Raw genomic sequence first — 18,150 nt, forward strand, 5'->3', positions numbered from 1 at the left:
GCACGGGGTCGGATATCGATGTCTGACAGATGTGTCGACCAACGGTCGACACCTACCAACAGCCGCAGTCGCCAGTAGATCCACGCCATGCGTGGATGGGGGTCAGAGCCCGTTCCCGTCGGGAACAGGATCCGACCCCGCTTCGGCGCCCAGCCGCCACGCCAATCCACCGAGGCGGCTCGCGTGCCGCTTCAACGCTGCCACCAGCACCTCTTCGCTGGCGGCCACATGCAGGCGCTGGCGGGCGCGGGTCAGGCCGGTGTAGACCAGTTCGCGTGACAGCACGCGGCTGTCCTGGCGCGGCAGCTGCAGCCACACTTCATCGAATTCCGAGCCCTGCGCCTTGTGCACGGTCATTGCGAACGCGCTCTCGTGCGCGGGCAGTGCGGCCGGGTGGAACGCACGGGGCTGTTCGGCGGTATCGCCGGGGAACCAGGCCACCATCGCGCCGCTGGGGTCGCGCAGGCAGATGCCGATGTCACCGTTGAACAGGCGGTGGCGGTAGCTGTTCTCGGTCACCAGCAGCAGCCGGCCCTGGAAGTAGCCGGGAGTATTGCCGGCCAACAGCTGTTCGATGCGGCTGTTGAGCCCGCGTGCCCCCTGCGGGCCTTCGCGCAGGGCGGTCAATACGCGCAGGCGGCCGGCCTGCTGCAGCGCGCGGCCGGGATCTTCCGCTTCGGCCAGCGCGCGCCAGTGCGACAGCAGGTGCTCGCGTTGCCCGCGCAGCGGGTCAGCATCGTTTTCATGGAAGCTGACACCGGACAGGCTGCCGCCACGCAGCAGGGCCAGGGCCGTGCGGCTGTCGCCCTCACGCACGGCCTGCGCCAGCGGCGCCAGCTGCAGTGCATCGCTTTGCCGGTAGCCACGCTGCAGCTGCACGCGGCGGCCGGCGAAGGCGCCTGGCGCGGCCTGCGGCTGCAGGGTCGGCGCCGCCAGCAGGCCGTGCAGGGCCTGCGCATCATCGGCGCGCGTACCGGTGCCATCGCCACTGGCGCGCAGGATGGCGCTGAGCACATCGCCGGCCTCCACCGAGGGCAGCTGGTCGGGGTCACCCAGCAGGATCAGCCGCGTGCCGCTGGCGATGGCATCGACCAGCTTGGCCATCAACGGCAGGTCGATCATCGAGGCTTCGTCGACCACCACCACATCCACCGGCAGCGGGTTGTCGGCGTGGTGGCGGAAACGCGGCGAATCGGGAATGACACCCAGCAGGCGATGGAGGGTGGTGCCGGTGCCCGGCAACGCGGCGCACAACGCCGGATCGAGGCCCTCTTCCTGCAGGCGCTGCACGGCCAGGCGCAGGCTCTCGGCCATGCGTTCGGCGGCACGCCCGGTGGGCGCGGCCAGTGCGACCTGCGGCACCGGTTCGCCGGCGTGCAGGGCCTGCGCGGCCAGCAGCAGCAACAGGCGGGCGATGGTGGTGGTCTTGCCGGTACCGGGGCCGCCAGTCACCAGCGCCAACGGGTGGCGCAGGGTGACACCCGCGGCGCGGGCCTGGTGGTCTTCCTGCGCCGCGGCAGCGGGGAACAGCCGCGCGAACAGGGGTGCCAGCGCCGCCATGTCCGGCGCCGGCAACGGGTGGCGGCCGATGCGCTGCAGTCCTGCCGCCAGCTGCCGCTCGTATTCGCGGTAGCGGCGCAGGTACAGCAGGCCGTTTTCCAGCACCAGCGGTGCCTCGTCGGCGGCCGCGCCGGGGTCCTCCGGCTGCGCCACCCACGGCGAAGCCTGCAGCTGGGCCAGCCACTGCGCCGGCGCGGGCCAGGCCTGGAAACCTTCCAGCACGCGCTGCGGCTGTGCCGGATCGAACGCGGCATGGCCCTGCGACACCGCCAGCGATGCCAGTGCGGCGGCAACCGCCACGCCATCGGGCGTGTCCTCGCGCAGACGCCGCAGACTGGTGGCCAGGGCATGGTCGAGGGTGCGCAGATGACCGCCGCGGTAAAGCTGCTGCAGCAGGGTGGCGCTCATGCGCGGGCTCCGATGGCGCGCGCGACCAGTTCGGCATGGGCGGCGTCGCCACCAGCGAACAGCGCATCGAGCCCATCCACCAGCGCCGGCGCGAAGCGGTCCACGTACACGCCATTGCCGTTGCCATCCAGGCCACGGCAGAACAGGTAGCGGATGCCGCCCATGTCGCGCACGTAGTCGTAGGCACCGCCCAGGCGGAAGCGCAGCCAGCGATGCAGGGCCACGGTGTAGATCAGCGCCTGCAGGTCGTATTCGCTGTGGCGCATGGCGATCTGCAGCAGGTCCGGGCTGTAGCCCGGCAGGCGGTTGGATTTGTAGTCGAGCACGTACCAGCGCCCATCGCGCACATAGGTGAGGTCGATCTTGCCGGTCATCAGCCCTTCCAGCCGGCGGCGCAGGCCGAAACCACGACGCGCACTGGAAATGCCATGGGCGTGCAGCAGCTGCAGCAGTGCCGGCACGGCGGTCGGTTCGATCGCGAAGTGGAATTCGATTTCGGCGCGGCGCTCGCCCTCGCCCAGGCTGTGCAGGGCACCGCCTTCGGGCAGCGCGACGGTGAGCGTGTGGCCGACCAGCGGCACCAGCACCGCCACGCCATCGTCGAGGTCCTCGTCGGCATAGCCTTCGTCGTGCAGCGCCTTGCGCAGCAGCTCGGCCTGCCCTTCGGGCGCGGGTTGGCCGGGTGTCCAGCCGCCCCATGCGGCGAAATCGACGTTCTCCAGCGCCTCGTGCAGCACGTTGCCGAAACGGCTGCCCATGAAGCGCGGGTCCAGCGGCGCGGCTTCGGCGGCAGCGGGTTCGGGCAGGGCCGGTTCCAGCGGCAGTTCCGCGCCGGCCGGCTCATCGGCCGCGGGCGACGGCAGTTCGGTCGCAGCGGCTTCGATGTCATTGCCGGCATCGGCATGTGCCAGCTGGGTGAAGCTGTACACCCACCAGTCGTGCGGCACGCGCCGGGTCAGGCTGCGCACGGCCGGCAGTTCGCCTTCCTGTTCCACCGGCAGCTGCGGCAGGCGCAGCACCGGCTCGCTGTCGTCGATATGCACATCGGCGTGCGCGCGCAGCCCCTGCAGGTCACCCAGCAGCGGTGCCAGGCGGGTCCTGCCCAGTCCGGCGAGGTCGCCGATGGCAATCCACAGCGCATGCTCGGCGCGGGTCAGGCCGACGTACAGCAGGCGCGCATCCTCGGCGCGTTGTTCGCGGTCGCGCTGCCCGCTGGCGGCATCCCAGGCCTCGTCCTTGTCCAGCTTCCAGTGCAGCTGGCGCTCGCCGCCCACGTGCACGGTGCAGTGTGCGGCGTTGTTGGGTGCGCCACCGTCGATGCCAACGAACGGCAGGTAGACCAGCGGGTACTCCAGGCCCTTGCTCTTGTGCAGGGTGATGATCTGCACGCGGCGCGCATCCGACTCCAGCCGCAGCAGCTGCTGTTCGTCGTTCTGGTCGGCGTTGGCCATCTGCCCCTGCAGCCAGTCCAGCAGGCCATGCATGCCCAGCGCCTGCGCGGAGGCTTCCTGCAGCAGTTCGCCCAGCTGCAGGTAGTTGGTCAGCCGGCGCTCGCCATCGATCAGCGCCAGCAGGCGCTCGCCCTGTGCGGCGCAGACATCGGCCACCACGGCGAACGGGCCGCCGCGCTGCCAGCGCTCGCGCCAGTGCAGCAGCTGCGCCTGGAACGCACGCTGCAGGTCACCCTCGCGTTCCATGCTGGCGATCGCGCTGGCCCGCTGGCCGAGCAGCACCGTCGCCAGCGCCGCACGCAGGCGGCCTTCGTCGGCCGGTTGCAGCAGGGCCAGCAGCAGCGCGCGCAGGTCGCGCGCCTCGCTGGTGGAGAACAGGCTCTGCTTGCCGGCTGCCACCGCCGGAATGCCCACCGCCGCCAGCGCGCGCTGCACCAGCGTTGCCTCGCGGTGCGAGCGCACCAGCACGGCGATGTCACCGGGCTGCACGGGGCGGCCGCGCAGGATGGCGGTGCCGGCGCGCGCGTCCAGCAGGGTCTGGTGGATGTCCGCCACGCAGGCGTGGGTGGCGGCGGCACGCGAGGCGTCGGCGCTCAGCGCCTTGTCGCCGTCGCTGCGCAGCACGCGCAGGGTCAGTGCCGGCGCCGCTGCACCGTCGCGCTGGTAATCGTCGTCGCTGCGCACGCCACCGGGACGGACCGGCTCGAAGCCGATGCCCGCCTCCAGGAACGCGTCGTCGCCGCCGTTGTCGTACAGCGCCTGCAGCGCGCGCAGCACCGAGGGCCGCGAACGGAAGTTCTGGTCCAGCGGCGGTGCCGGCCGCGCGGCCTGCTTGGCCTTGAGGTAGGTGTGGATGTCGCCGCCACGGAAGCCGTAGATCGCCTGTTTCGGGTCGCCGATGAGGAACAGCGCCGGTGGCAGGCCCAGCTGCTGCACCTCCGGCGAATCGCCGAACACGGTGTGGAAGATGCCCCACTGGCGATCATCGGTGTCCTGGAATTCATCGACCAGGGCGATGCGGTACTGCTGGCGCAGCTTGCGTACCAGCTCCAGCCGCTGCGGGCCCTCCAGTGCATGGGCCACGCCGTCGATCAGGTCGTCATAGGTCTGCACGCGGCGCGTGCGCTTGAGCGTGGCCAGGCGCTGGGTGGCTTCCTCGCGCAGGGCGTGCAGGAACTCCAGCGCAGCGGCGCGCAGCCACTGCTCGCGCTGGGCCAGCAGGGCCACGTAGCGCTGCAGCGGGGCCTGCAGCGGCGAGGACGGCGTGCGGTCGGCGAACTTCTTGTTGGTCTTGGCCACCAGCGCATCGGGCAGCAGCGCCGGCAGGCGGTCGCTGGACAGCAGTTCGGTGGCATCGCCGCGCCCGGCCCAGGCCAGCAGCTGCCGGCCCAGCGGATGCAGCCAGCCCAGCTTGTAGGAAACGCCGTTGATCCACTTGTTGTCGACGGCCTCGCACAGGTCGAGGAAGAACTGCTCGCCATGCTCGCGCACGGCCATCGACAGGTCCGCCGCCGCGCCCTGCAGGGCCGCGCGGGGATCCTCCACCGCCAGCGGCTGCGGGCGCGGGTACAGCGGCGGCGAGGCCAGCAGCGCGCGCAGGTCCGAGGCCAGCGCGTCCGGGTTCGACCACAGCCAGGTCAGCGGCTCCAGCGTCGCCGCATCGTTGGCGTGCACGCGCCACAGGTCGGCCGCCAGTTCCTCCAGCAGTTCGCGGTCGCTGGCCAGCAGTTCCGGCGGATCGAAGGTATGCCCGCTTTCCAGCGCATGCTCGCGCAGTACGCGGGTGCAGAAGCCGTGGATGGTGAAGATCGAGGCCAGGTCGATTTCATCGGCGGCCACCTGCAGGCGGCGCTTCAGCGCGACGGCGCTCTCGCTGCCCGCTTCAAGGTGGCGCTGCAGCACCTGCCGGGTCAGCAGCGCGTCGGGGGCCTCGTCATCGGCGGGCGGCAGATCGACCAGGCGCGCGGCCAGCGCCAGGCGCTCGCGGATGCGCTTGCGCAGTTCCTGGGTGGCGGCGTCGGTGAAGGTGACCGCCAGGATCTGGCCGATGCGCAGGCCCTGTTCCACCACCAGGCGGGTGAACAGCGTGGCCAGGGTGAAGGTCTTGCCGGTACCGGCGCTGGCCTCGATCAGGCCGATGCCCTGCAGGGGCAGCAGCAGGTAGGGATCCACGGGGTTGCTCATGCGTCGGCCTCCTTGCCGGTGCCCGCCGGGCCACGCCCATCGCGTACCGCACCGAACACGACCTGGCTGTTGCGCAGCAGGTCGGCGTAATCATCGTCATCGGCGAAGGGATCGGCGCCGCGCAGCAGCAGCTGCCACGCATCGCTGTTGGCTTCGCCCCAGCTGCGGTCGCTGCCGTGCCACTGCTTCCAGCCTTCGCTGCGTTGTTTTTCCACGGGGGCGGTGAACAGCACCCAGCCGGTGTACGGGGCGAAGCGCAGCGGCTCGCGCAGGCCGCGCTGGCGCAGCTGCAGCAGGGCGCGCAGGGCGGCGCGTGCAGCCGCCGCGCCCGGTGCGGGCAGGATGTGCGGCCCGGGGCCGGCGTCGCCGCCATCGTGGAACTGCACCAGCGGCAGCGCGTCACCGGCGGCATTGGCCAGCAGCCAGTCCAGGCCCTGGCGGATCACTGCATTGCCGTTCAGCGTGCCGGCGCGCAGCCGCACCAGGCCTTCGGGGTGGCGATCGGCCACGCGGCCGTGCAGGCGCACGCCGTCGATCTCCACTTCATACCGACGGCTTTCCAGCGGCTGCCCCTGCATCCAGCCCAGCATCGCGCTGGCGTAGGGGCGGGTCTTGAGCTGTTCCGCCTCGAACTGGCGCTCGCCCAGCGCACCGGACGGCAGCAGGCCGCGGGCACGCAGGCGCGGGTACAGCGGCTCGACATCACCGCTGATGGTGGCGCGCACCACGGCAGCCTGCACGCTGCGCTTTTCCGGGCCGCGCGAGGACAGCACCAGCGGCTCCAGGTCATCCACGTCTTCGACGTCGTCGGCCAGGCGCAGGCCCAGTGCCTGGGCCAGGAACTGCCCGGCCGGGTCGCACAGGAAGCGGCGCAGCGTATCCAGTGCGACTTCGGTTTCCACCGCATCGTCCACGGGCGGCGGCAGCGCGGCGTCGAACCACGGCTGCAACCCGCCACGCTGGCCGGCCATTCGCCCGGCGGCCGGGTGCCACTGCCGGCGGTAGCTGAAACGGCGCGGATCACCCTCGCCGAAGGCGGCAGGCGAGAACGGCTGCAGCGCATGGCGCGCGGTGAACCCGCGGGTGGCCGCGACCGGGTCCTGGTGGTAGGCCGCAGCCGCGTCGATCAGCTCGCTGACCAGCACCGAGGGCTCGCGCACGCTGCCATCGCGCGGGTCGGCGCCCAGGTAGCTCAGGTAGAACACATCCTGCGCGGCGGCGAACAGCTGCAGGAACAGGAAGCGGTCATCTTCGCGGGTCGAACGGTCGCCCGGTCGGCGGCGCGGCGTGTCCAGCTCGGCGGTGAGCTGGTTCAGGCCAGCGGCCGGGTCGCGGCGCGGGAAGTCGCCATCGTTGAGGCCCAGCACGCAGATCACCCGGAACGGCAGCAGGCGCATCGGCACCATGCGGCCGAAGCTGATGCCGCCGGTCAGCAGCGGCGCACGCGTATCGGCCTCGGACAGGGCACCGGCGAAGTGCGCACGCACCACCTCCGGCGGCACGCCGTCCTCGAAGCCGGCCTTGTGCGCGTCGTCGGCAAACTGGTTGAGCAGCTTGCGCAGGCGCTCCAGCGCGCGCTGGCTGTTGGGTGAACTGGGTGCTTCCGGCAGCAGCGCATCGAGCAGGGACAGCAGGCGCTGCCGCCATTGTGCCGGGCTCAGGGTCTCGCCCAGCCTGCGCTGGTAGAGCGCCAGCACGCGCAGCAGGCGCAGCAGCCGGTCCAGCGCGTCCAGTGCGCCGCCCTCCAGTTCGATCCACGGCGCGACGCCGGCCAGGTCGACATCACTGCCGGTGGCGTGGCCCAGCAGCAGGCGATCCAGCGCGAACTGCCAGGTGTAGGCATCGTCGCGCGGCGCCTGCAGCTGGCCGCGATGGTTGGCATCGAGGCCCCAGCGCGCGCCGGCCTGCTGCAGCCAGCCATGCAGGCGGTCGAAATCCACCGCCTCCAGCCCGGCCGCCTCGGCCAGCGGCGCGCTGGCCAGCAGGTCCAGGATCTCGTTCAGGCCGAAGCGCGATACCGGCAGCGACAGCAGGTGCACGAACACGTCGGCCAGCGGCTCGCCCGCCAGCGGGCTGCTGTCGGCCAGCGCATAGGGAATGTGTTCCTCGTCGCCGCCACGGCCACCGAACACGGCTTCCAGGTACGGCACGTAGGGATCGATGTCCGGCGCCAGCACCGCGATCTCGCGGGCCTGCAGCGGCGGGTCGAAGCGCGGGTCCTGCAGCAGGCTGCGCAACTGGTCGTGCAGCACCTGCAGTTCGCGCAGGCGGGTATGGCAGGCATGCACCTGCAGGCTGGGGTCATCGCTGCGCAGTTCCGCGCGCAGTTCGCCCGAGGGCAGCGCGCGGCGGTGGAACAGATCGCGCTGCAGGCGGTGCAGCAGGCTGTCTGCCAGGCCGCCCTCGGCCAGGGTCGGGCGGGTGTCATCCTCGGGATCGGAGTACGCGGCGATCTCGCCGGCCGGGTGCACCACTTCGTAGCTGCCCAGCACCGCCATGAAGTCGCGGCCAGCCGCGCCCCAGGCCTCCAGCAGGCGGTTCTCGCCGGCGGCCTCGCCGAAGGGATCGGGTGCGCCGCTGCGCAGGCGCTCGGCCAGGGTCTGCAGGTCGCCCCAGTAGGACTGCACCGGCGTGGGCATATAGAAGTGCAGCTCGCCCACGCGGGCCTGGGTGGCCATCACCCGCAGCACATCGGGCGAGATGTTGAGCGTGGCGAACGCCGACAGGCGCGGCGGCAGGCCGTTCGGCTTCGGCTTGTCCGGGCCTTCGAAGCGATCCAGGTAGGCCTGGATGCGCCGCGCGCGGTAACCGCGTCCGCCGGCGATGGCCCGCCACAGGATCGCCTGCGGATCGGCCGGGTCGGCGCCGGCATCCCAGCGCAGCAGCCAGTCACGGCGCCAGGCCTGGTACTTCTCGAACACGGAGGCCAGCTCGCCCGCCAGCGCCCACGGCTTCAGGGCATCACCGCCGGCAAGATAGGCCTGCAGCGCACGCATCGGTGGCTGTGCCAGCAGCGCGGGGTCGCGCAGCGCCTGGTACAGCTTCCAGTGCAGGCCGGCGGCATCGAGGTCGTCGCTTTCGCCGGTGACGTTGGCGTTGAGCGCGCGTGCGACGAACTCGCCCGGGGTGAGGAATTCCAGGTTGGCGGCCACGCCATACTCGGCCGCCAGGGTTGCCTGCAGCCAACGCCGCATCGCCACCTGCGGGATCAGCACCACCTCCGGCGCCAGCAGCGGCTGGCCCGGCACCGGGGTGCGCACGTTGCGGGCCAGCAGGGCGGCCAGCACGTCCAACGAGTTGGAGTGATAGAGGCGGAAGTCGCTGAACGGGTCGGTCATCGTGCACAGTGTGCAGGACGCTCGGCAGTATTCAATGGTGACGTACGTCACTGGGGGACGCAGCGACCGCTGCGATGGATTGTTCCGGCACCCCCGGGAATTGTCCCGGCCTGTCGCCGGCCGCGACGTGCCACAATACTGCACCGTCCAGTCTGCTTATGTTCAGCCGACTGACCCCACCCTTCGATGTCTAAAAAACGTTAATGGTGCCCATGTCGGCTTCCGCCTCCAGTCTGGTGCAGTTGTCCAACGTCCGCATCGACCGGAGCGGACGCACGATCCTGCGCGACGTTTCGCTGCAGGTTCCACAGGGCAGCATCACCGCCGTGCTGGGCCCGTCCGGCAGCGGCAAGTCGACCCTGCTGGCGGCGCTGACCGGCGAACTGCGCCCGGTCGCCGGTGAGGTCACCCTGTTCGGCAAGCCCATTCCGCATGACAGCGGCGCGCTGCTGGAAATGCGCAAGAGCGTGGGCGTGCTGCTGCAGGGCAATGGCCTGCTGACCGACCTCACCGTGGCCGAGAACGTCGCCCTGCCCCTGCGCACCCATACCCGCCTGCCGGCGGCGGTGCTGCGCCGGCTGGTACAGATGAAGCTGCACGCGGTGGGCCTGCTGGCCGCCGCCGATGCCTGGCCGCGCGAGCTGTCCGGTGGCATGGCGCGCCGCGTGGCACTGGCCCGCGCGCTGGCCCTGGATCCGCCGCTGATGATCTACGACGAGCCGCTGACCGGGCTGGACCCGATCGCCTCCGGGGTCATCATGAGCCTGATCCAGCGCCTCAACCACAGCCTGGGCCTGACCAGCATCATCGTCAGCCACCACGTGCATGAAACCCTGCCGATCTGCGACCAGGTGATCGCCATTGCCAATGGCGGCATCGTGTTCCAGGGCACGCCCGAAGCGCTGCAGTCCAGCCAGGACCCGCTGCTGCGGCAGTTCCTGCATGGCCAGCCCGACGGCCCCATTCCGTTCGACGCCGCTCCGCGGGCGAGGGTTGCCTGATGCCGTTCGTGCAAGCCACCCGTTCGCTGGGCCGCGCCGGCCTGTTCTCGCTGACCGTGCTGCGTGGTTCGCTGCCGACGCGTGATTTCCTGGCCGAGCTGACCCGCGAGATCTACAAGATCGGCGCGCGCTCGCTGCCGATCATCGCCGTCGGCGGTGCCTTCGTCGGCCTGGTGCTGACCCTGCAGGGCTACCGCACGCTGACCACCTTCGGTGCGGCCGACGCGCTGTCGACCCTGCTCGGCCTGTCGCTGTACCGCGAGCTGGCGCCGGTGCTGACCGCCCTGCTGTTCATCGGCCGCGCCGGCAGCTCGATCGCCGCCGAACTGGGCCTGATGCGGGCCACCGACCAGATCAAGGCATTGGAGCTGATGGCCATCGACCCGGTGGCCAAGGCGGTGGCGCCGCGCTTCTGGGCGGCGGTGCTGACCGTGCCGCTGCTGACCGGCATCTTCTGCTCGCTGGCCATCAGTGCCAGCTACTTCGAAGCCGTGCACGTGCTGGGCCTGGACAATGGCGTGTTCTGGTCGGCGCTGCGCAACAGCGTGGACTTCTGGGATGACTTCGGCGTGGCGATGCTGAAGTCGGCGATCTTCGGCGGCACCGCCGCGCTGGTGGCCTCCTACGTCGGTTTCCATGCCGAGCCGACCATCGAAGGTACTTCGGTGGCCACCACCCGTGCGGTGGTCAACGCCTCGCTGCTGGTGCTGATGTTCAACTTCGTGCTGTCGGCAATGTTGTTCACCTAACCCCTCCTTTGGCGGTGCGCAGGGCGCGCGGCCACCACGACTCGATCAGGTAATCCACATGGCCATACGCGGTCCCAGACTCGAATTCTCCGTCGGCGCATTCCTGCTGCTGGCCCTGGCATCGCTGATGGTGCTGGCCGTGGCCTCGACCAACCAGCGCTGGAGCTGGGGCGGCCAGGGCTATGAGCTGAAGGCACGCTTCTCCCAAGTCGGCCAGCTGCGCAAGCAGGCGCCGGTGAAGATCGGCGGCGTCACCGTCGGCCAGGTCGCCTCGATCGAACTGGACCCGGTGAAGTTCGAATCGATCGTGACCCTGCGCATGGACAGCAAGGTCAAGGACCTGCCGGCCGACACCTCCGCCGGCATCTTCACCAGCGGTTTGCTCGGCGAGAGCTATATCGGTCTGCAGCCCGGTGGTGATCCGGAAGTGCTCAAGCCCGGTGAGGAGATCGTCTTCACCCAGCCGGCGGTGGACCTGCTGCAGCTGGTCGGCAAGTACATGTTCAGTGGCAGTGCCGGTGGCGCTGGCCAGAAACCCAACGATGGCGAGCAGTCGCCTGCAACGGAACCGCAACCATGAAGATGAAACTGATCCCGGCCCTGCTGGCCTCGTCGCTGCTGCTGGCCACCCCGTTCCTGGCCCAGGCGCAGTCCGCCCCCGCCGCTGCCGCCGCCCCGCAGGGCCAGGCCGGCAAGGTGGTGATCGACGCCAGCAGCCGCATCATGTCGACCCTGCAGCAGCGCCGCGCTGAGTTCACCAGCAACCCGGCCAGCCTGCGCAGCTACATCGACAGCGAACTGACCCGCACCTTCGACCGCGACTATGCCGCGCGCCTGGTGCTGGGCACGCACGCCCGCGGCGCCTCCGACGCCGACATCAAGCTGTTCGCCGATGCGATGGCCGACAGCCTGATGCAGCGCTACGGCTCGACCCTGCTGAACATCCAGGGCAAGCCGAGCTTCCGCCTGAAGGGCGAGAGCCCGCTGCCGGGCAACCGTGGCGTGCGCGTGGCCACCGAGCTGGTGCGTGCCGGCAACGAGCCGACCCCGGTCGAGTACTGGATGCGCAACGTCAACGGCCAGTGGAAGATCTTCGACGTCAACATCGAAGGCATCTCCTACGTGCAGACCTTCCGCAACCAGTTCGACGCCCCGCTGCGCCAGAAGGGCATCAAGCAGGTGGCCAGCGAACTGCGCAGCGGCAGCATGCAGGCCGGGCCGGCCGGCAATGGCAAGTAAGCCGCTGGCACTGCTGGAAGGCGACACCCTGCGCCTGCGCGGGGTGCTCGACCGTGCCGCGGTGATCGCTTTGTGGCCGCAGCTCCAGGCCCTGCCGGCAAAGCTGGCACGACTGGAGCTGGGCGAGGTCGAGCGCGTGGACAGCGCCGGCCTGGCGCTGCTGGCCGAACTGGCCGCGCGTGCGCGCACCCAGGGCCACCCGCTGGCGATCTCCGGCACCCCGGCGGGTTTCAACGAACTGAGCGCGGCCTACCGGCTGTCGCCCGATCTGGATTTCAATGCACTTTCTGCTGCGAGCTGACATGAACGTCGTACGCGCCATTCCCCTGATGATCCTGGCCCTGGCGCTCAGCGCCTGTGCCGGCAAGCCCGCGCGCAGCGATGCGCCGGTGGCCGACACCGTGGTCCCGGCCAGCACGGCCGCCGATGCACCCGCTGCCGATACCGGCACGGTTGAAGCGGCACCGGCTGCCGCCGCGGACGACGCAACGGCGACGGCCACCCCGCCGCCGGCCGACACCGCCGAAACCGATGCCGCCACGGCGGCCGCCGCCGCGGCACCCGGTGGCGATGACGATTTCGACGCGCTGTACGGCAACGCCGGCACGGCCGCCACCACGGCTGCCTATGACCCGTGGGAGCCGCTGAACCGCCGCGTGCACCGTTTCAACGTGGGCGTGGACAACGTGATCGCGCGCCCGCTGGCGACCGCCTACACCCACGTGGTGCCGCGCTTCGCACGCACCGGCGTGAGCAACTTCTTCAGCAACATCCGCTCGCCGGTCACCATCCTCAACCAGCTGCTGCAGGGCCGCCCGGATGATGCGTGGGATACCCTCGGCCGCTTCCTGATGAACTCCACGGTGGGCATCGGTGGCCTGTTCGACCCGGCCAGCAAGGCGATGGTGCCCAACCGCCGCGAGGACTTCGGGCAGACCCTGGGTGCCTGGGGCTGGCGCCGTTCGCGCTACGTGGAACTGCCGTTCTTCGGCCCGCGTACCGTGCGCGATGTGTTCGGCCTGGCGGGCGACATGCCGCTGTCGCCGATGCGCACGATCGAGGAAGACAAGATCCGCATCGCCCTGCAGGGCCTGCAGCTGGTCGACACCCGCGCGCAGCTGATGGCGGTGGACGACCTGCGCAGTTCGGCGGTGGATGAGTACGCGCTGGTGCGCGATGCCTGGCTGCAGCGCCGCAACTACCAGATCGAGAACGACCTGCGCGGCAAGCGCGAGCGCGGCAGCGACGATGAGAATTCGCCGATTCCGGTGGATGCCATGCCGATGCCGAACTGGACCAACTGATCACCGTGGTCCAGGCATGAAAAACCCCGCCTTGGCGGGGTTTTTTTTGCGCGGCCTGGGGTCGGAGCCCTTTCCGTGGGAAAGGGATCCGACCCCGTGCGATCAGGCGGCGAGTGCGGCGTCGATCGCCTTGCGCAGGCGCGCGTCATCGGCGGCCACGTCCGGGGCGAAGCGTGCAACGACCTTGCCATCGCGGCCGACCAGGAACTTCTCGAAGTTCCACAGCACTGCCGGTGCGGCGTGGATCGGAATCTCCTTGCTGGCCAGGCGCTCGCGCAGCGGGCCTTCACCGATGGCCTGCGGCTGCGCAGCGGTCAGCTGCTGGTACAGCGGGTGGGTGTCCTCGCCGGCCACGCTGATCTTGGCGAACATCGGGAAGGTGACGTCGTAGGTCAGCTGGCAGAACTGCTGGATCTCCGCTTCGCTGCCCGGCTCCTGGCCGAGGAAGTTGTTGGCCGGGAAACCCAGCACTTCCAGGCCCTGGGCCTGCTTTTCCGCGTACAGCGCCTGCAGGCCTTCGTACTGCGGGGTCAGGCCGCACTTGGAGGCGACGTTGACCACCAGCAGGACCTTGCCCTGGTAATCGCCCAGGGTGGAGGGCTGGCCGTCGATGGTGGTGAGGGAAATATCCTGGATCGGGGCGCTCACGCGGGGGCTCCGGCTATGGCGGGGAAAGGTCCACCAGCATAGCGCTGCGCGGATGCGCCGCGTGCGATCAATCCACGCAGATCGTGCCCTGCGCCTTGCCGTCCTCGATGCGCTGGCGGCAGCCGAAGTTCTGGCTGACATCACGCTGGCAGGTGCCGGTTGCCGCCACGCCCGCCTCGGCTTCGCCCGTGGCCAGGCACTGGCCGCTGCAGTCGCGCTTGCTGCTGCAGGCCTTGCCCGCATCGGCATAGGGAATCACGCACTGCACGCGTTGCAGGCGACCCAGCGGTTGCAGGGTGCCACCGGCGGCGCGGCAATCCACATCGCGCGCTTCCTGGTAGGCCTCGGTGGCTTCCGGCGTGTCTGCCGCCGCCGGCTGTGCCGCCGCATCAGCAGCAGGCGGCGTGCTGCTGCAGGCCGACAACAGGGCGGCCAGGGCCAGGCTGGCAAGGAAGCGTAGACGCATGGTCGGACCTGCAGGCGGTAATCGAGGCCGCCAGCATACGCATTGCCTGGTGCAGGTGGTGTGTCAGTGCACTCAGGTCTCTTCGCCCTCGCTGGCCTCGTCCTCGCCACCCTCTTCTTCCGCCTCGCCCAGGTCGCCCAGCAGCTGCTGCACCTGCTCGTTGGCCAGCGTCTCCACGCCACGCAGGCGGCGTTCGATGGTGCGCGTCTTGCGGCTGGCCGCGCCGATGCTGCGGCCGACCGTGGTGATCTGCTTCTCGGCTTTTTCCAGGATGCCGGCGAACTTGCCGAACTCGCTCTTCACCGCACCCAGCAGGCTCCACACTTCGCTGGAGCGCTTCTCGATGGCCAGCGTGCGGAAGCCCATCTGCAGGCTGTTGAGCAGCGCGGTGATGGTGGTCGGGCCGGCCACCACCACGCGGTGGTCGCGCTGCAGCAGGTCGACCAGGCCGGGACGGCGGATGACCTCGGCATACAGGCCTTCGGTGGGCAGGAACATCACCGCGAAATCGGTGGTGTGCGGCGGCACGATGTACTTCTCGGAGATCGACTTGGCCTGCACCTTCACCGCGCGTTCCAGCTGCGCGCCCTGGACGCGCACCAGCTCGGCATCGCCCTGGTCCTGGGCGTCCAGCAGGCGCTCGTAATCTTCGCGCGGGAACTTGGAATCGATCGGCAGCCACACCGGCGCGTCGTCGCCACGGCCAGGCAGGCGCACCGCGATGTCGACCATCTCGTTGCTGTCCGGGCGCACCTTCACCGCGCGCGCGTACTGCTCCTGGATGAGCGTCTGTTCGAGGATGTTCTCCAGCTGTACTTCACCCCAGCTGCCGCGCGTCTTGACGTTGGTCAGCACGCGCTTGAGGTCGCCCACGCCGGTGGCCAGCTGCTGCATTTCGCCCAGGCCGCGCTGCACCTGTTCCAGGCGCTCGGAGACCAGCTTGAACGACTGCCCCAGGCGCGTTTCCAGCGTGGTCTGCAGCTTCTCGTCCACGGTCACGCGCATCTGTTCCAGCTTCTGCGCGTTGTCGCTCTGCAGCGCGCGCAGCTGTTCTTCCAGGGTCGTGCGCATCTCGGCGATGCGTTGTTCGTTGCGCTGGGTCAGCTCCTGCAGGCGCAGGCCGAGGCTTTCGGTCAGGCGCTGCTGCGACTGCGCGCCTTCCTCGCGGCCCTTGCGCGCATCGTCCACCAGGGTCTGGCGCAACGCGCCCAGCTGGCTGTCGGTGCGGGTGGTCAGTTCCTGCAGCTGCTGGCCGAAGGCGTGGATGCGAGCTTCCTGCTGCTGGCCGAACACTTCCAGCTGTGCGCGCAGTTCCTGCAGGCGCTGGCCCATCAACGCACCGCTGCGCTGCTGGCTTTCGGCCGCTTCGGCGCGGGCCTTGCGCGCATCTTCGCCAAGCGCTTCGCGCAGCAGGTCCAGGCGCTGGTCGGTGCGGGTGGACAGATCGGTCAGCGCGCGGGCGAAGCCATCGAGCTGTTCGCGCAGTTCGCTGCGGCCGGCCCGCGCCTCCTCGCGCACGGCCTGTTCCAGGCGGTCATGGGGCGGGCGGCGCAGCAGGGCGACCAGCTGCAGGACGAGGACGGCCAGGAGGAGGGCGCCGAGGAGCAGGAATTCAGTTTGCATGCCGCCAGTGTAGGCTGGCCCCGTCTCAAACGCTGCGTCTGGCCATGCTCGAACTGTACGGAAAGCCAACCTCGATCAACGTGCGCAAGGTGCTGTGGCTGTGCGCCGGGCTGGACCTGGCGGTGCGGCACCATGCGGCACCCGATGCGGATCTGCTGCGCGGCCTGAACCCGAACGCACAGGTGCCGGTGCTGCGCGAGGGCGACTTCGTGCTGTGGGAATCCAACAGCATCTGCCGCTACCTGGCCGCGCGCGCCGGGCGCCACGACCTGTTGCCGGTGGCGCCGCAGGCACGGGCGCGGGTGGAGCAGTGGATGGACTGGCAGGCGACCGATCTGAACACGGCGTGGCGCCACGTGTTCATGGCGCGCGTGCGCCGGCATGCCGATTACCCGGACGATGCGCGGGCGGAGGCGAGCCTGGCGCAGTGGAACCGCCTGATGACGATGCTCGACGGGCAGCTGGCCGGCCACGCGCACGTGGCCGGCGCGGATTTCACCCTGGCGGACATCGTGCTCGGCCTGTCGACGCAGCGCTGGCGCAGCACGCCGGGCGGCAAGCCGGTGCTGGCGAATGTCGACGCGTGGTTCGAGCGGTTGCGGCAGCTGCCGGGGTTTGCCGCGCACGTCGACAACGGCGTTGCCTGAGGGGTGGGGTTTGCTTGCAGGGCTTGCAGCCCTGCACCTGCTGCAAGCCAGAGCAACGTCAACGTCAAAAACCTGCATCCCGTGGGCATGGCGCTCACGCCCCCGCAACCGGACCCACCCCGCCTTCGACAGTTTCCCGCGATCTGTCAGAACCTGCTGCTGTTGGTGGTGGGTGCCGACCGTTGGTCGGCACACGAGCGAAGCGACCGGCTTCTGCTTTTCTTTTTTCTTTTCCGTGGCTGGACGCGCACGGAAATTGTCAGAGGCCGGGCGGGTGGGTTGCGCGGGGGTGTAGGCCGCATGGATGCGGCTGACAAGCCTCCATGGGTGAGGGCGCTTTGCTTGCGAAGCACTGCTTCGCAAGCGCCCGAACGCACAGCCGCCAGCGGCTGGGCCGGCTTGGGGATTCACGGCGTCCCCCGCGCAACCCACCCGCCCGGCCAAGCGCAGGGTTTTGCGTTCCGCGGCCAGCCACGAGGGGCTCAGCCGTTGGCCATGATCCTTACCAGCCTTCCAGCACGATCTTGCCCTTGGCACGATTGCTTTCCAGCAGCGCATGCGCGCGGCGCAGGTTGGCCGCGTTGATGCGGCCGAAGTGCTCGCCCAGCGTGGTCTGCAGCACCCCGGCATCGACCAGCTCGGCCACGCGGTTCAGCAGATCGTGCTGGCGCTGCATGTCGGCGGTCTTGAACAGCGGCCGGGTGAACATCAGCTCCCAGTGCAGCGACAGCGCCTTGCGCTTGAGTGCCATCACGTCCAGCTGGCCCGGGTCGTCGATCAGGCCCAGCTGACCCTGCGGCGCCAGCACTTCCACGATCTGCGCATAGTGCTGGTCGGTGTGGGTCAGGCTGGCCACGTGCTCGACCTGGGGAATGCCCAGCCGGGCCAGGCCTTCGGTCAGCGGCAGGGTGTGGTCGATCACGTGGTGCGCGCCCATCGCATACACCCAGTCCTGGGTGTCCGGGCGCGAGGCGGTGCCGACGACGGTGAGCTTGGTCAGCGTGCGTGCCAGCTGCACCAGGATCGAGCCGACGCCGCCGGCTGCACCGATCACCAGCAGGGTCTGGCCTTCGCCACCGCCCTCGGCGATGCGCAGGCGGTCGAACAGCAGTTCCCAGGCGGTGATCGCGGTCAGCGGCAGCGCCGCGGCGGCGGCATCGTCGAGGCTGGCCGGCTTGCGGCCGACGCTGCGCTCATCCACCAGCTGGTATTCGGCGTTGCTGCCCGGGCGGTCGATCACCCCGGCGTAGTAGACCGCGTCGCCCGGCTGGAACAGGGTCACCTCGCTGCCCACGGCATCGACCACGCCCACGGCATCCCAGCCCAGCACGCGCGGGCCCTCGGTGGCAGCGTTGCGGCGCACCTTGGTGTCGACCGGGTTCACCGCCACGGCGCGCACCGCCACCCGCAGGTCACGCGGGCCCGGCTGCGGCAGGTCCAGGTCGATGTCGATCAGGGCCTGGGGATCGTCGATCGGCAGGCCGGCGTGGGTGTAGGCAATGGCGCGCATGGCAGCGGTCCGGTGGGTAGAG

Annotated in this window: 14 protein-coding genes; 7 read left to right on the top strand and 7 right to left on the bottom strand. The window is 70.1% G+C overall.

The annotated features are described in order from the left end of the window. Positions 1–102: 102 nt before the first annotated feature. The 3 genes from recD to recC are packed head-to-tail and all read right to left on the bottom strand — an operon-like array spanning position 103 to position 8,941. Positions 103–1,968 carry an exodeoxyribonuclease V subunit alpha gene (recD, locus tag QMZ26_RS09035; protein ID WP_283221247.1) on the bottom strand — a complete coding sequence of 622 codons (1,866 nt, stop codon included), beginning with the start codon at positions 1,966–1,968 and terminating at the stop codon, positions 103–105. Then, positions 1,965–5,603 carry an exodeoxyribonuclease V subunit beta gene (gene recB / locus QMZ26_RS09040; RefSeq protein WP_283221248.1) on the bottom strand — a complete coding sequence of 1,213 codons (3,639 nt, stop codon included), beginning with the start codon at positions 5,601–5,603 and terminating at the stop codon, positions 1,965–1,967. Before recB ends, recD begins: the two co-directional genes overlap by 4 nt. Then, positions 5,600–8,941, bottom strand: coding sequence for an exodeoxyribonuclease V subunit gamma (gene recC / locus QMZ26_RS09045; RefSeq protein WP_283221249.1), 3,342 nt, complete (start codon positions 8,939–8,941; stop codon positions 5,600–5,602). Before recC ends, recB begins: the two co-directional genes overlap by 4 nt. Positions 8,942–9,153: 212 nt before the next feature. Between recC and QMZ26_RS09050 the strand changes: the two genes are divergently transcribed. From QMZ26_RS09050 to QMZ26_RS09075, 6 genes are read left to right on the top strand one after another with little or no spacing between them, the layout of a single operon-like run. Continuing rightward, positions 9,154–9,942 (top strand): ATP-binding cassette domain-containing protein, encoded by a 789-nt coding sequence (locus tag QMZ26_RS09050; protein ID WP_079225437.1) that lies wholly within the window; start codon positions 9,154–9,156, stop codon positions 9,940–9,942. After that, positions 9,942–10,691 (top strand): MlaE family lipid ABC transporter permease subunit, encoded by a 750-nt coding sequence (locus QMZ26_RS09055; RefSeq protein WP_079224408.1) that lies wholly within the window; start codon positions 9,942–9,944, stop codon positions 10,689–10,691. The genes QMZ26_RS09050 and QMZ26_RS09055 overlap by 1 nt, the downstream gene beginning before the upstream one ends. A 58-nt stretch (positions 10,692–10,749) precedes the next feature. Further along, on the top strand, positions 10,750–11,271 hold the full coding sequence (mlaD, locus tag QMZ26_RS09060; RefSeq protein WP_079224410.1) for an outer membrane lipid asymmetry maintenance protein MlaD: 522 nt from the start codon (positions 10,750–10,752) through the stop codon (positions 11,269–11,271). Further along, complete coding sequence (locus QMZ26_RS09065; RefSeq protein WP_108747720.1) at positions 11,268–11,930, top strand: ABC transporter substrate-binding protein; 663 nt, start codon at positions 11,268–11,270, stop codon at positions 11,928–11,930. Before mlaD ends, QMZ26_RS09065 begins: the two co-directional genes overlap by 4 nt. Then, the gene (locus QMZ26_RS09070; protein ID WP_200733945.1) at positions 11,920–12,231 is read left to right on the top strand and encodes an STAS domain-containing protein; all 312 of its coding nucleotides are present in this window, start codon (positions 11,920–11,922) and stop codon (positions 12,229–12,231) included. The genes QMZ26_RS09065 and QMZ26_RS09070 overlap by 11 nt, the downstream gene beginning before the upstream one ends. A 1-nt stretch (position 12,232) precedes the next feature. Further along, positions 12,233–13,234, top strand: coding sequence for a VacJ family lipoprotein (locus QMZ26_RS09075; RefSeq protein WP_200733946.1), 1,002 nt, complete (start codon positions 12,233–12,235; stop codon positions 13,232–13,234). A gap of 102 nt (positions 13,235–13,336) precedes the next feature. Here the strand turns inward: QMZ26_RS09075 and QMZ26_RS09080 are convergent, their stop codons facing one another. The 3 genes from QMZ26_RS09080 to rmuC form a co-directional block, all read right to left on the bottom strand. Continuing rightward, positions 13,337–13,882, bottom strand: a complete 546-nt coding sequence (locus tag QMZ26_RS09080; protein WP_283221250.1) for a glutathione peroxidase — start codon at positions 13,880–13,882, stop codon at positions 13,337–13,339. Positions 13,883–13,949: 67 nt separating this feature from the next. Beyond that, positions 13,950–14,348, bottom strand: a complete 399-nt coding sequence (locus QMZ26_RS09085) for a hypothetical protein (protein WP_283221251.1) — start codon at positions 14,346–14,348, stop codon at positions 13,950–13,952. Positions 14,349–14,420: 72 nt separating this feature from the next. Further along, positions 14,421–15,971 (bottom strand): DNA recombination protein RmuC, encoded by a 1,551-nt coding sequence (rmuC, locus tag QMZ26_RS09090; protein WP_200733949.1) that lies wholly within the window; start codon positions 15,969–15,971, stop codon positions 14,421–14,423. A 44-nt stretch (positions 15,972–16,015) separates the two neighbouring features. Here rmuC and QMZ26_RS09095 point away from each other — a divergent pair, with 44 nt between their 5' ends. After that, entirely contained in the window at positions 16,016–16,618 is a 603-nt protein-coding gene (locus QMZ26_RS09095) for a glutathione S-transferase N-terminal domain-containing protein (protein ID WP_283221252.1), read from the top strand. Positions 16,619–17,120: 502 nt separating this feature from the next. Here the strand turns inward: QMZ26_RS09095 and QMZ26_RS09100 are convergent. Then, positions 17,121–18,128, bottom strand: coding sequence for a zinc-binding alcohol dehydrogenase family protein (locus QMZ26_RS09100; protein WP_079224425.1), 1,008 nt, complete (start codon positions 18,126–18,128; stop codon positions 17,121–17,123). Between the last annotated feature and the right edge of the window lie 22 nt (positions 18,129–18,150).

Origin of the sequence: Stenotrophomonas sp. PFBMAA-4, from assembly GCF_030053215.1 — a bacterium.
In the GTDB taxonomy this organism is placed as follows: domain Bacteria; phylum Pseudomonadota; class Gammaproteobacteria; order Xanthomonadales; family Xanthomonadaceae; genus Stenotrophomonas.